A 13,501-nucleotide genomic window follows, 5' to 3' on the forward strand; every position below is an offset into this window, starting at 1 on the left:
GGCAGCGGGAACTACTCCCCTCTGGCACCACCGATGCTACAGGGCGCACGGGTCCACCGCGATGTCGACCGCGGCACAGTCCCGGTCCGGCCGGGACCTAGGTCCTACCCGAACGGGGGACCGTCGCACCTGATCAGGACCGGTGCCGCGGACCTACCGTCGAAGTGTGGACGTACTGGATCTCGCGCGGTGGCAGTTCGGCATCACCACCGTCTACCACTTCCTCATGGTGCCCCTGACGATCGGCCTGTCCCTCCTCGTCGCCTGCATGCAGACCGCGTGGGTGCGCACCGGGGACCGGCGCTACTACGCGATGACCAAGTTCTGGGGCAAGCTGCTGCTGATCAACTTCGCCATGGGCGTGGTGACCGGCATCGTCCAGGAGTTCCAGTTCGGCATGACCTGGAGTGCCTACTCCCGCTTCGTCGGCGACGTCTTCGGCGCCCCGCTCGCGATGGAGGGCCTGGTCGCGTTCTTCGTCGAGTCGACCTTCCTCGGCCTGTGGATCTTCGGGTGGGACCGGCTGTCCAAGAAGGTCCACCTCGCCTGCGCCTGGGCGTTCTCGCTCGCCACCATCGCGTCGGCCTACTTCATCCTGGCCGCGAACTCGTGGATGCAGCACCCGGTCGGCATCGAGCTCGCCGACGGCCGCGCCCGGCTCACCTCGATCTGGGCGGTGCTGACCAACAACACCGTCCTCGCCGCCTTCCCGCACACGATCTTCGGCGCGTTCGCCGTCGCCGCCACGTTCCTCGTCGGCATCGGCGCCTGGCACCTGTGGAAGCGCACCGACGAGGAACCCGTGTGGCGCTCGTCGTTGAAGCTCGGCACGTGGGTCGGCGTGGTGGCGTTCGCCGGGGTCGCGATCACCGGCGACTTCCAGGGCAAGCTGATGTTCGAGCAGCAGCCGATGAAGATGGCCGCCGCCGAAGCCCTCTGCCACACCGAACAACCGGCGAGCTTCTCGGTGTTCGCGATCGGCGACGTGACCCGCGCCGACTGCGAGAGCGTCAAGAGCATCACCGTGCCCGCGCTGCTGTCCTTCCTGGCGCACAACGACTTCACCAGCGAGGTCAAGGGCCTCGACGAGCTCGTCCCGCTGTACCAGCAGAAGTACGGCACCAACTACCCGGTGGACGAGCGGCTCGGCGAGCTGTCCGGCAAGCCGATCGACTACGTGCCCGTGCTGCCGGTGACCTACTGGGGCTTCCGGCTGATGATCGGCTTCGGCGCGATCGCCGCGGGCGCAGGCCTGGCCGCGCTCTGGCTCACCCGGCGAGGTCGGGTCCCGCGCGGCAGGTGGTTCCCGCTCGCCGCGCTGGCGAGCATCGCGACCCCGTTCCTGGCCAACAGCTTCGGCTGGATCTTCACCGAGATGGGCCGCCAGCCGTTCGTCGTCGTGCCCAACCCGTCCGGAGTGGACGGCGTGTGGATGTTCACCGCCCAGGCGGTGTCCTCGTCCACGGCGGGCGAGGTGCTCACGTCGCTGGTCGTGCTCACCACCGTCTACGGACTGCTGGCCTGCATCGAGGTCTTCCTGCTCCGCCGCTACGTCCGCGCCGGGGTGGCGGGCGTGATACCGCCGCCGAAACCCGCCGAGACCGACGACGCCCTCACCTTCGCGTACTGAGAGGAGAACGGCCGTGGACCTCGCAACCGTCTGGTTCTGCGTGATCGCCCTGCTGTGGCTGGGCTACCTCTTCCTGGAGGGCTTCGACTTCGGCGTCGGCATGCTGCTGCCGGTGCTCGGCCGCGACGAGACCGAACGCCGCGTCCTGGTCAACACCATCGGCCCGGTCTGGGACGGCAACGAGGTGTGGCTCCTGGTCGCGGGCGGCGCGACGTTCGCCGCCTTCCCCGGCTGGTACGCCTCCCTGTTCAGCGCCGTCTACCTGCCGCTCGTGCTGTTCCTGGTCGGCCTGATCGGCCGCGGCGTCGCGTTCGAGTACCGTGGCAAGGTCGACTCGGACCGGTGGCGCTCCCGCTGGGACAAGGTGATCGTGGCGGGCTCGTGGATCGCCCCGCTGTCGGTCGGCCTGCTGCTCACCTCCAGCGTTCTCGGCCTGCCGATCGACGCCAACGGCGACCGCGTCGGCTCGCCGTTCGCCTCGATCCGCTGGGACACCGTCCTCGGCGCCCTCGCGGTCGCGGGCTACGCGCTCGTGCACGGCGCGGTGTTCATCGCCCTCAAGACCGAAGGCGACATCCGGCTCCGGGCCCGCAGGCTCGCCCTGCGCATCGCCCCCGTGGCACTGCTGCCCCTGGTGGTGCTGCTGCTCGTCGTCCAGCTCCACTCGGGCTCGGTGTGGACGTGGGCCGCGTCGATCGTGGTGGCGCTCGCGGCGCTGGGCGCCATGGCGAGGCTCTACCTGGGCCGCGAAGGCCAGGCGTTCGCGCTCATGGCCGTCGCCGTGGTCGGCGTGGTGGTCGCGCTCTTCGGCGCGCTGTACCCCAACGTGCTGCCCTCCACCCTCGACCCGGCGAACTCGCTGACCGTCGCGGACACCGCGTCCAGCCCGTACACGCTCACGGTGATGACCTGGGTCGCCGCCTTCGGCACCCCCGCGGTGCTCGTCTACCAGGCGTGGACCTACTGGGTGTTCCGCAAGCGCATCGGCACCCGCCACATCCCACCCGTCCACGTCCCGACGTCGTGAAGGGCCCGCTCGGCGCACTCCCCGCGCTGTCCCGCTCGGCCAGGTGGGCACTCGCCTGGTGCGCCTGCCTCGCCGCCCTGACCGCCGCCGCCACCGTCGCGCAGGCGGTGGCCCTCGCGACCGCCCTCACCGGCGGCTCGTCCTGGACCGCGCTGGCCGGGGCCGTCCTCGCCCGCGCCGCACTGGCCTGGGCCACCGAGACCGTCGCCGCCCGCGCCGCCGCGGGCGCGAAGGAGGAGCTGCGAGCCGCGGTACTGGACCGCTCACTCGCACTCGGACCCGCCTGGATCGCCGACCGCGGCCCGGCGGAGCTCACCGTCCTCGCCACCAAGGGCCTGGACGCGCTCGACGCCTACTTCACCCGCTACCTGCCCGCACTGGTGACCACCGCCGTCGTCCCACCGCTGGTCGGCGCCTGGATCCTGCTCACCGACCCCACGTCCGCCGTCCTGATCGCCCTGACCATCCCGCTGATCCCGGTGTTCGCCATCCTCATCGGCCTGTTCACCCAACGGCAGGTCACCGCGGCCGCCGAGACCACCGAACGCCTCTCCGGCCACCTGCTCCAGCTCGTCCGCGCCCTACCGGTGCTCACCGCGTTCCGCCGCGCCGAGGCGCAGGCCACGGCCGTCCGCCGGATCGGCGACCGCCACCGCAAGGCCACCATGGGCACCCTGCGCGTCGCGTTCCTGTCCGCGCTCGTGCTGGAGATCGCCGCCTCGCTGTCGGTCGCCCTGATCGCCGTCGGCGTCGGCCTCCGCCTCGTCTCCGGCGACCTCACCCTCACCACGGCACTGGTCGTCCTGATCCTGGCCCCCGAGTGCTACCTGCCGCTCAGGGCCGCGGGCGCCGCCCACCACGCCAGCGAGGACGGCCTCGAAGCCGTCCGCCGCGTCAACGACATCCTGACCAGCGCGGACCCGGATGGTGTGGTCCCGGCGAACGCGACTCGGGCGAGCACGAGCACTCCGCAAACCATGGCCACCCTGACCAGCCCGGCTTCGACCAGCCCGGCTTCGACCCGCCCGGCTTCGACCAGCACCAACACCGCTTCGACCAGCACGAACACAGCACCGCACACAACGCAGCCCCCACCCGTCCCTGGGGGGCGTCCCTGCTCCAGCCTACCGCCCTCACCCGGTCGGGAAGCAGTTGTCGATCTTGCCTGTGGACAACCCCTGGACCTGTGGACAACCGGCGTCCGATCGGGTGACACCGTGCTTGACGTGCGGGATCTGCACGTGCAGCGGCGCGAGCAGGACGCTCCGGACGGGCTGGGCTTCGTGGTGCGCGCGGGGGAGGTGCACCGGTTGGACGGGCCGAGCGGGTCGGGGAAGTCGACGACGATGGCGGTGCTGCTCGGGTTCGTGCGGCCGGACGCCGGTCAGGTGCTGGTCTGCGGAAACGACCTGTCCACTGTGGATTTGTCGACTTGGCGCCGAATCGTCTCCTGGGTGCCGCAGCGGCCCGCGTTCGCGGGGACGACGGTCGTCGAGGAGCTGGAGCTCGTCCTCGGCCGCAGGCCCGAACGGGCGGAGCTGGCCGAGGTCGCGGCGGAGCACCTTTACGACCGGCGCGTCAACGAGCTGTCCACAGGTGAGCGCCAGCGCGTGGCCGTGGCGCGAGCCCTCCTGAAGGTGCGCGCCGGGGCACGGGTGCTGCTGCTCGACGAGCCGACCGCGCACCTCGACCCGCCGACCGCGGCCCTGGTGATGGCCGCCGTCCACCGGGCCGCCGCGACCGGCGTCGCCGTCGTCCTCGCGACGCACCGGCTCGCGGGGGACACCGACGAACCGGTGCCCGCCGAGGCCACCGGAACCGACCACCGGGACAGCGCCAGGGTGAGGAAACCGGGACGGCTGCTCACCGGTCGAGCGCTCGCCGGAGCCGCGCTCGGCATCGCGGCGCTCGGCAGCGGCGTGGCGCTCAGCGCGCTGGCCGCCCACCTGATCGCCCGCGCCGCCGAGCAGCCACCGATCCTCACGCTGTCCGTGCTCGTGGTCGGCGTGCGGACGTTCGCGCTGGCCAAGGGCGTGCTGCGCTACCTGGAACGGCTCGTGTCGCACGAGGCCGCGTTCCGGCTCGCGGGAGACCTGAGAGTCCGGCTGTGGGAGGCGCTGGTGCGGCTCGGCCCCGCCCGGCTGCGCCGCGACACCCTCCAACGGCTGGTCGACGACACCGACACCGTCCGCGACCTGGTGCCCCGCGTGCTGCTGCCCCCGATCGTCGCGGCGGGCGTGAGCGCGGGCGCGGTGCTGCTGTTCACCCTCATCCACCCGGCCGCCGGGCTGGCACTGGCGGTCGCGCTCCTGGTCGGCGGCCTGACCGCTCCCGCGGTGGCCGTCGCGGTCGAACGCCGCGCCAGCACCGTCCTGGCCCGCGGCCGCCGCGCCCTCGGGGCGGAGGTGTTCACGCTGCTCGACGCGGCCCCGGACCTCATCTCGTTCGGCGCGCACGAGCGCAAGCGCGCCGACGTCGCCGAACGCGACACCGAGCTGGTCCGGCAGGCCCGCAGGCAGGCGCTCGGCGCGGGCGCGGCCACGGCCGTGCTCCAGTTGACGACCGGTCTCGCCTCGCTGGTCTGCACGGCGCTCGCCATCGGCCACGTCGACCCGCTGCTGCTCCCGGTCCTCGGCCTGGTGCCCCTGGCGCTGGCCGAAGCGCTCGGCGGGCTGCCGCAGGCCGCGCAGCAACGCGCCGCCCTGCGCGAGGCGCACCAGCGGCTGACCGAGGTGATCGACAGCGACGAACGCGCGGAACGCGGCCCCGACGGACCCGTCCGGCTGCGGCACGCCGACCTCGGCTGGCCCGGCGCGGAGCCCGTGCTCAGGGACGTCGACCTCGACCTGCCGGTCGGCTGGACCGCCGTCGTCGGACCGTCCGGCGCGGGCAAGTCGACGCTGTTCGCGACCCTGCTGGGCTTCCTGGCGCCGGTCCGGGCACCGCACCGGGTGGCGTGGTGCCCGCAGGAACCGCAGCTGGTCGCCACGACCCTCCGCGAGAACCTCCGGATGGCCGACCCGCACGCGGACGACGAGCGGCTGCGCGACGCGCTGCGGCTGGCCGGGCTGCCGGAGTGGACCGACCGGCTCGACACGGCGATCGGCAACGGCCTGCTGTCCGGCGGCGAGGCGCAACGGGTCGCGCTGGCCAGGGCGGTGCTGCACGACGCCGACCTGGTGCTGCTCGACGAGCCGACCGCCCACCTCGACCCGCCGACCGCGCGGGCGCTGCTCGACCGGCTCGCGGTCGCGCTGGAAGGCCGCACCGTCGTCCACATCACCCACCGCCCCGAGGAGACCGCGGGCGCGGACCTGGTGCTCGACGTCGCCGACGGGCACGTGCGGGAACGGGCCTACCGTTGACCGTCGTGGACCCCAGGCAGGTGCTCGCCGCGTCGACCGAGATCACGTCGGCCGCGCTCGCGGGCGACGACCCCGACGCCGTGCTCCCGCTCGTCGTCCGCTCCGCCGCGGCACTCGCCGAGGCGGACCTCGGCCTCGCGATGCTCACCGCCGACGACGGCAGGCTCGTCGTCGAGGCCTCCCACGGCTTCGGCTTCGACGGCGACCCCGTCGGCTCCGTCCTGTCCTCCCGCTCCGCCGCCGCCAGAGCGGCCCGCGGCGGTGTCCCCGTGGTCGCCACCGACGTCACCACCGACCCGCGCACCGCGCCGTTCGTGCCCAAGTCCCTGCGCGGCTACGGCCCCTTCGCCGTCGCCCCCTTCGGCACCCGCGAACGCAAGATCGGCGCCCTCGCCGTCTACCGCCGCCGCGGCGAACCGCCGTTCGACCCCGAGACCGTGGACCTGCTCGCCGCCTTCGCCGCGCAAGCGGGCCTGGCCGTGGTCCTCGCCGAAGGCGCGACCGCCCGCAGGCGGATCGCCGTCTACCAGGAACGCGAGCGCATCGCCCGCGACCTGCACGACGTCATCATCCAGCGGCTCTACGCCACCGGCGTCCAGCTCGACCTGCTCGGCCGCCGCCTCGGCAAGCAGCTCGACGCCCGCGAGACCACCCGCCTCACCGAGGCCGTCGACCAGCTCGACGACACCATCGCCGAGGTCAGGGCCACCGTCCGCGCCCTGCGCAGCGCCGACCCCGGCAAGTCCGCCCACCGCGACCTCGTCGACTCGGTCCGCGCCGAGATCCGCATCGCGGGCGAGCTCCTCGGCTTCACCCCGTCCCTCGACGTCGAAGGCGACCCCACCACCGTCCCCGCGGACCTCGCCGACCACCTCCGCGCGGCACTCCGCGAAGCCCTCTCCAACGTCGTCCGCCACTCCGGCGCCCACACCGTGGACATCGCCCTGCACCGCGAACCCCACCGCCTGCTGCTGCGCGTGACCGACGACGGCTGCGGCATCCCCCGCGGCGTCGCCACCCGCGGCCTGCGCCACCTGGAGGAACGCGCCATCGCGGCGGGCGGGAGCAGCGAGGTCGCGTCGTCGCCGAGCACGGGGACGACGATCACCTGGCAGGTCCCGCTGTGAGGACACCCGCGGTTGAAGCAGTGCCGACCACGACGAGCACCGCTCAGCGGGACCGCCGCGCCACCCAGGCCGCCGCCTGCGTCCGCCGCTCCATCCCCAGCTTCGCCAGCACGGCCGTCACGTAGTTCTTCACCGTCTTCTCCGCCACGAACAACCGCTCGGCGATCTGCCGGTTGCTCATCCCCTCCCCGATCAGCTCCAGCACCCGCCTCTCCTGGTCGGTCAACCCGGCCAGCACGTCCGGCTCGGCTGGGCGGCGCATGCGGTCGAGCACCCTGGCCGTCGTCACCGGGTCGAGCAGCGACCGGCCCGCGGCGACCTCGCGCACGGCCGTGACCAGGTCCTGGCCGCGCACCTGCTTCAGCAGGTACCCCGACGCGCCCGCCATGATCGCCCCGACCAGCGCCTCCTCGTCGTCGAACGCCGTCAGCACCAGGCACCGGGGCCCGTCCGGCAGCGCGCGCAACCGCTTGCACAGCTCCACGCCGCTCCCGTCGGGCAGCTGCACGTCCACCACGGCCACGTCCGGCCGGGCGGCGCCGGCCCGGACGACGGCCTCGGCGACGCCGCCCGCCTCGGCGACCACCTCGATGTCGTCCTCGTCGTCGAGCATCTCGCGCAGACCCCTGCGCACGACTTCGTGGTCGTCGACGAGCAACACGCGTACGGACACGGACCAACCGTACGGCGAATGCCGGTTCACGAGCGGCCCTCGTGTTGACACAGTTCAAGCATGGTCGTTCGCCCCATCGAGGAAGCCGATCGGATCGTTGTCGGACGTCTGGTTCTCGAACTCCAGCACGCGCACACCGCGGTGGCGCACGGGGAGGTGTTCTTCCCCGCCAGCCTGCCCGGGTTCCTCGTGGAGCAGCAGGACCGCGTGCTGGGTCTGCTGACCTACGCGACCTCCGGGCCGGTGATGGAGATCGTCACCATCGACGCCCTCCGCCGCGGCCGGGGGGTCGGCAGCTCGCTGGTCGACGCCGCGGTGCTGCGCGCGCGGGAGCTCGGGTGCACGCGCATCCGGCTGACCACGACGAACGACAACCTGGACGCGATGCGCTTCTACCAGCGCCGCGGGTTCAAGCTGGCGGCGTTGCGGCCGGACGCGGTGCGCGAGTCGCGCAGGTTGAAGCCCGAGATCCCGGTCGTCGGGGACTACGGCATCCCCATCACGGACGAGCTGGACCTGGAGAGACGGGTCTCGATCCGCTAGTTGTGCACAGCTGTCCACATGGTTGTCCACAGGTCTGTGCACAACCTGTGGCTAACGCCTCGGCAACGGGCTGAACACCTCGTCCCACGCCGCGGCGACTTGGCGCGCGCACGTCTCCGGCGCGACGCCGCCCACGCCCGTGCCCAGACCGGGCATGGCGAGGGTGCGCACGACCTCGCGGACCGGTCTGCCGTCCTCGAGCCGCCCCTCCTGCCACAGCCGCAGCACGGCCCGCGCCGCGAGGTACGGGTGCACCGTGTCCTCCGGCAGGCGTTCACCGGGGTGGCGCACGGTCGGCGCGCTGATCAGCCACTGCGGCTCGGGTTCGCCGGTGGACACCAGCATCGCCTCGCCGACGGGCAGTTCGCCGCCGTGCAGCGCGAGCACCGCGCTGCGCACGGCGGTCTCGACGTCCGGGAAGGCCCGCGCGTAGACGGCGTCCATGCCGCCCCGCATCCAGCCGTAGGAGTTGGCCGGGCTGACGACCGCCTCGGCGATGATGTCGAGCACGGAACCCCGGTGGACCCGGATCCCCGCCCGACCTTCCGCCACCGAGAGCCAGGCCGTGGCCAAGGGCTCGTCGACGGCGCACAACACGATTTGGGGAGCTGCCGGAGTGTTGATCTCACCCTCCGCATCGGGGGACACGCGGACAAGCATTCCAGTTGCGACACCCACTTCGGAACCGGGTTGGGCACCGGCCGGTCGGGTGATCCTCGACTCAACGGCGGTCACGCTGCGCGGCCCTCGTATGGTTGCCCCGTGTCGCGCATCGCCTATTTCGGGCCACAAGGGACGTTCACGGAGCAGGCCGCCCTCGGCTTCGTCCACGCCGGACGCGACGAGCTCGTTCCATTCGCGACGGTCCCGCAGGCGCTGGCCGCCGTCCGCGAAGGCGACACCGAGGCCGCGTGCGTGCCCGTGGAGAACTCCGTGGAGGGCGCCGTCCCGGCGACCATGGACGCGCTCGCCGAAGGCGAACCGCTGGTCGCCGTGGCCGAGAGCGTGCTGGCGGTGCGGTTCAGCGTCCTGGTCCGGCCGGACACCGAGGTCGTCCGCACGGTCGCCAGCCACCCGCACGCCCTCGCCCAGGTCCGGCACTGGCTGGCCGAGCACCTGCCGGACGCCACCGCCGTGTCCACGACGTCGACGGCCGCCGCGGCCGTCGCGGTCCAGCGCGGCGAGTTCGACGCGGCCGTGAGCGCCCCGGTCGCGATCAACCACTACCCGCTGCGCGAACTGGCCACCGGGGTCGCCGACGTGGCCGACGCGAAGACCCGCTTCCTGCTCCTGCGCCGCCCCGGCGCGCTGCCCGAGCCCACCGGCGCCGACCGCACCTCCCTGGTCGTCACGACCGCCGACCGGGTCGGCGTCCTGGCCGAGCTGCTGACCGAGCTGGCGCTGCGCGGGATCAGCCTGACCAGGATCGAGTCCCGCCCGACCAAGGGCCGCCTCGGCGAGTACCGCTTCTACATCGACCTCCTCGGCCACGTGGCCGAACCCAGGGTGGGCGACGCGCTCGCGGCGCTGCACCGGCACTGCAGGCAGGCCCGGTTCCTCGGGTCCTACCCGCAGGCCGAGCCCGCCGTGAGCGGCGACCTGGTCGCCGCCAGCAACGAGGACTTCATCGCGGCGGCCGACTGGGTGGCCTCGGTACGACAAGGAGCGGGCGCGTGAAGTTGATGCTGGTGCGGCACGGCGAGACCGCGTCCAACCTGAAGATGACCCTCGACTCCGTGCCGCCCGGCCCGCCGCTGACCGACCTCGGCCAGGAGCAGGCGAACCGGCTCGCCGAGGCGCTGGCCGACGAGCCCGTGGTGGCCGTCTACGCCAGCACGGCCGTGCGCGCGCAGCAGACGGCGGCACCCGTCGCCGCGCGGCACGGACTGGCCGTGCAGGTCGTGGAGGGCGTGCAGGAGATCTTCTGCGGCGACCTGGAGGGCCGGTCCGACCGCGAGTCGTACGGGGTGTTCGTGAAGACCGCCGCGGCGTGGGCGGAGGGCGACCTCGACCTCACCCTGCCCGGCGGCGAGAACGGCCGCCAGGTGGTCGACCGCTGCACCGGCACCATCGCGAAGATCACCGAAGGGGTCGCGGAGGGGACGGTCGTGCTGGTCAGCCACGGTGGCGCCATCCGGCTGACCGGCCAGGCGCTCGCGCCGAACGTGACGTCGGGCATGGCCGCGACCGGCCTGCTGCCCAACACCGGACGGGTCGTGCTCGAGTCCGACGGCGACGCCTGGCGCTGCGTGGCGTGGTCCGGCGTCGACATCCCGTCCGACCGACCCCTCGGGTAGATCCACTCGCTATTTCCGCACCCGAACCGGCAATTCGACGTGCCCGTTGTAGATGAACGTCGGCAACGGCTGGAGTTCCGCGGCGGGCACCGCCAGTTCGATGTCCGGAAAATGCGAGAACAGCGCTGGCAGTGCGATTGATGCCTCCATTCGGGCTAGTGGCGAGCCGATGCAGTGGTGCACGCCGTGCCCGAATGCGAGGTGTTCCTTGTCGGTCCGGCCCAGGTCGAACTCGTTCGCGGTGCGGCCGTGCGCGACCGGGTCGCGGCCCGCGGCGCCGAACGACAGCAGGATCGGCTCACCGGCCTTGATCACCACCTCGTAGCCGAGGTCGATGTCCTCCACGGCGTAGCGCAGCGGCAGGTGCTGCACCGGGCCCTCCAGGCGCAGCGTCTCCTCGATCACGTCGACCCAGCTCGCGTCGCCCGCCTTGACCAGCTTGAGCTGGTCGGGGTGGGTGAGCAGGGAGACGACGGCCTTGCCCAGCAGGTTCGCCGTGGTCCCGCTGCCCGCGCCGATCATCAGCACGAGCGCGGTGTTGACCTCGGCCTCGGAGAGCTGCTCCTCGCCGTACCGGGCGGCGATGAGGTCGCTGGCCATGTCGTCGCCCGGCACCATGTACCGGGTCGCGACAAGGGCCCCGAGGCACATCGTGAGGTCCATGAAGTCGCGGTCGTCCGAGGTGGGCCGGTTGATCGCCTGGATCGCGTGCGACGCCCTCCCCCGGAACGAGTCGGGGATGCCGATCAGGTCGCACAGCGCCTCGGCGGGCACCACGTCGGTGAACGCCCGCCGCAGGTCCAGCACCTCGCCGGGTCGTGCCCGGCTCAGCTCCCGCATGATCCGGTCCACGGTGCCGTGCACCTTCGCGCGCACGGACTCCACCCGGCGCGGCGTGAACGCGCTCGCCATCAGCATCCGCAGCCGCTGGTGGTCGGGACCGTAGGTGGTGAAGGCGTTCGCGGTCGAGATGAACCCGCGCAGCGGCCAGTCCAGCGGCAGGCCCGCGTAGGCGGGCCAGTGCCGCTGGGGGTCCTTCGACACGCGCGGGTCCTCGCAGAGCCGTTTGACGACCTGGTGTCTGGTCACGGACCAGGCCGAGATGCCGCCGGGCAGCATTACCCGCGTCGCGGGGCCCTTGACGCGGAGGCGGTCGTTCTCGGCGTGCAGGAATCGCCCGGAGGGGTCGATCGTCGTCTGACGAAACTGCGGCTCCATGGTCACGGTCTCCGGGTGTGATCGGTACGTGATCTGACGAGGCAGTATTATCGTGCATTGTGGAAAATCACGGTCAAGTGATCCCGCGAGTCGTGTTTCAACGGCATTGATGCGCCGAACGGCCTCCGTCGTGCGAATAGCGGTCGACGAGCGGTCGGTGAGCGGAGTCCGCTAACCGACAAGTGTGGGAGATCCCTAGCCCCAGCCGAGTTCGTGCAGGCGGGCGTCGTCCACGCCGAAGTGGTGGGCGATCTCGTGCACCACGGTGATCGCCACTTCGTTCACCACGTCGTCCTCGTCGTGGCAGATGTCGAGGATGGCCTCGCGGTAGATGAAGATCCGATCCGGCAGCACGCCGCCGTAGTCGGAAGTCCGTTCGGTGAGCGCCACGCCGTGGTAGAGCCCGAGCAGCGACGGCTCGTCCGGGTTGCGGTCCTCGATCAGCACCACGACGTTGTCCATCGCCGCCGCGAAGTCCGGCGGGATCAGGTCGAGCGACTCGCCGACCAGCTCCTCGAACCGGTCGCGCGTCATCTCGACGCTCACGACGTCTTCGGCGGCGAGCTGGACGGGTTCGACGACGACGACTCGCCCGGCTTCTGGCTCGTCGCCGACGGCTTGCCCGAGGCCGACCCCTCCTCGGAGTGCAGCGGCGCGCCGGTGGCCTCCGCCTGGCTCACGGCGGTGGTCTGCGGCGGGTTCGACGTGGTCAGCGGCGGCGCGTCGGGGTTGCGCACGGACCCGCTGAACGCGGTCAGCCCGGAGGCGTCCGCCGGGATGGCGCCGATCTTGCAGTTCACCCGCTTCGACCCGGCGGCCCAGCTCTCCGGCGCCCGGTTGTCCCAGGTCACGACCAGGCCCTTGCCCTTGAGGTCGACCCCGCCCGCGTACTCGGCGGCCATCGCGTCGCAGGTCGCGGGCAGCACCTCGTCCTGCTTCTCCGGCGGCGGGAAGTCCGCGCCCTGGATCGCGGCGCCGAGGTCCACCACGCCGATGATCTCGAACGTGTGCGGCTGGGCGCAGTCCACCGGGTCGCCGACGGACTTGCCGTTGAGGCCGAGGCAGACGCCGGGGTCGTACACGTCGGACTGGTCCTGCTTCTTGGCCGTCCCGAACGAGGGCAGCAGCCCACCGGCCGGGCCGACCACCTGGAGACCGCAGCGCAACGTGCGGAAACCGGCGGCCCACTCCTGCGTACCGGGGTTGAGCGGGCCGACGGTGTACTTGCCGAACGGGTCGTACCTGCCGGTCAGGTAGTCCAGCGACGGCTTGGTGCACTGGTCGAGGCTGATCTTCGCCCACTCGTCGGCCGTCGGGTACTTCGCGTCCTTCGGATAAGTGGCGGTCAGGTCCACCTTCCCGGTGACCTCGAACAGGTGCTGGTTGCCGCAGTCGACCTTCTTGACGTCCGACAGGTCGGATTTCGTCCAGTTGAGGCAGTCGGACGCTTCGGACTCGTACGCTGGGTTGACGGTCGGCCGGGTGGAGCTGCCGAGTGCGCCACCGCCGCTGACCGGCCAAGATGTGAACGCGCTCAGCCCGAGGAGGAGGAAACCCCCCACGGACGCGCCGACCATGACCAACCGCGTACCGCGGATGTGGCCACCACGACGAAACCACT

12 protein-coding genes are annotated in these 13,501 nt (G+C 72.2%); 7 read left to right on the forward strand and 5 right to left on the reverse strand.

The features are described from left to right. The first annotated feature begins 166 nt into the window (after positions 1-166). Genes CLV43_RS01360 through CLV43_RS01375 form a run of 4 tightly spaced genes read left to right on the forward strand, consistent with a single transcriptional unit; the run spans position 167 to position 7,149 of the window. On the forward strand, positions 167-1,630 hold the full coding sequence (locus CLV43_RS01360; RefSeq protein ID WP_106185107.1) for a cytochrome ubiquinol oxidase subunit I: 1,464 nt from the start codon (positions 167-169) through the stop codon (positions 1,628-1,630). Positions 1,631-1,643: 13 nt separating this feature from the next. Continuing rightward, the gene (gene cydB / locus CLV43_RS01365) at positions 1,644-2,657 is read left to right on the forward strand and encodes a cytochrome d ubiquinol oxidase subunit II (RefSeq protein ID WP_106185108.1); all 1,014 of its coding nucleotides are present in this window, start codon (positions 1,644-1,646) and stop codon (positions 2,655-2,657) included. Beyond that, positions 2,654-6,022 carry a thiol reductant ABC exporter subunit CydD gene (gene cydD, locus CLV43_RS01370; protein WP_245886055.1) on the forward strand — a complete coding sequence of 1,123 codons (3,369 nt, stop codon included), beginning with the start codon at positions 2,654-2,656 and terminating at the stop codon, positions 6,020-6,022. Before cydB ends, cydD begins: the two co-directional genes overlap by 4 nt. A 5-nt stretch (positions 6,023-6,027) precedes the next feature. After that, positions 6,028-7,149: a sensor histidine kinase gene (locus tag CLV43_RS01375; RefSeq protein WP_425445712.1), complete on the forward strand. Its 1,122-nt coding sequence runs from the start codon at positions 6,028-6,030 to the stop codon at positions 7,147-7,149. Positions 7,150-7,192: 43 nt separating this feature from the next. On the opposite strand, the gene CLV43_RS01380 is transcribed toward CLV43_RS01375, so the two are convergent. Further along, positions 7,193-7,822, reverse strand: a complete 630-nt coding sequence (locus CLV43_RS01380; protein WP_106185900.1) for a response regulator — start codon at positions 7,820-7,822, stop codon at positions 7,193-7,195. A gap of 60 nt (positions 7,823-7,882) precedes the next feature. Between CLV43_RS01380 and CLV43_RS01385 the strand changes: the two genes are divergently transcribed. Then, a complete protein-coding gene (locus tag CLV43_RS01385; protein WP_106185110.1) occupies positions 7,883-8,365 on the forward strand; it encodes a GNAT family N-acetyltransferase in 483 nt (160 codons plus the stop codon). Positions 8,366-8,416: 51 nt separating this feature from the next. Here CLV43_RS01385 and CLV43_RS01390 read toward each other — a convergent pair whose 3' ends face one another. Continuing rightward, a complete protein-coding gene (locus tag CLV43_RS01390) occupies positions 8,417-9,013 on the reverse strand; it encodes a macro domain-containing protein (RefSeq protein ID WP_245886056.1) in 597 nt (198 codons plus the stop codon). 114 nt (positions 9,014-9,127) lie between these two features. On the opposite strand from CLV43_RS01390, the gene pheA reads away from it, so the two are divergent. Both pheA and CLV43_RS01400 read left to right on the forward strand, forming a co-directional pair. Further along, a complete protein-coding gene (pheA, locus tag CLV43_RS01395; RefSeq protein WP_106185112.1) occupies positions 9,128-10,042 on the forward strand; it encodes a prephenate dehydratase in 915 nt (304 codons plus the stop codon). Further along, positions 10,039-10,662 (forward strand): histidine phosphatase family protein, encoded by a 624-nt coding sequence (locus CLV43_RS01400; protein WP_106185113.1) that lies wholly within the window; start codon positions 10,039-10,041, stop codon positions 10,660-10,662. Before pheA ends, CLV43_RS01400 begins: the two co-directional genes overlap by 4 nt. A gap of 9 nt (positions 10,663-10,671) precedes the next feature. Here the strand turns inward: CLV43_RS01400 and CLV43_RS01405 are convergent, their stop codons facing one another. The 3 genes from CLV43_RS01405 to CLV43_RS01415 form a co-directional block, all read right to left on the reverse strand. Beyond that, complete coding sequence (locus CLV43_RS01405) at positions 10,672-11,880, reverse strand: cytochrome P450 family protein (RefSeq protein WP_106185901.1); 1,209 nt, start codon at positions 11,878-11,880, stop codon at positions 10,672-10,674. A gap of 195 nt (positions 11,881-12,075) precedes the next feature. Further along, positions 12,076-12,426, reverse strand: a complete 351-nt coding sequence (locus tag CLV43_RS01410) for a metallopeptidase family protein (RefSeq protein ID WP_106185114.1) — start codon at positions 12,424-12,426, stop codon at positions 12,076-12,078. After that, positions 12,423-13,457, reverse strand: a complete 1,035-nt coding sequence (locus CLV43_RS01415) for a septum formation family protein (protein WP_106185115.1) — start codon at positions 13,455-13,457, stop codon at positions 12,423-12,425. Before CLV43_RS01415 ends, CLV43_RS01410 begins: the two co-directional genes overlap by 4 nt. Positions 13,458-13,501 lie beyond the last annotated feature (44 nt).

This window comes from Umezawaea tangerina, from assembly GCF_003002815.1.
In the GTDB taxonomy this organism is placed as follows: domain Bacteria; phylum Actinomycetota; class Actinomycetes; order Mycobacteriales; family Pseudonocardiaceae; genus Umezawaea; species Umezawaea tangerina.

What these genes read in the sequence shown, in the direction of transcription:
- CLV43_RS01385 (WP_106185110.1), top strand. Translation starts at nt 7,883, where the DNA reads ATGGTCGTTCGCCCCATCGAGGAAGCCGATCGGATCGTTGTCGGACGT.
- CLV43_RS01405 (WP_106185901.1), bottom strand. Translation starts at nt 11,880, where the DNA reads ATGGAGCCGCAGTTTCGTCAGACGACGATCGACCCCTCCGGGCGATTC.
- CLV43_RS01415 (WP_106185115.1), bottom strand. Translation starts at nt 13,457, where the DNA reads ATGGTCGGCGCGTCCGTGGGGGGTTTCCTCCTCCTCGGGCTGAGCGCG.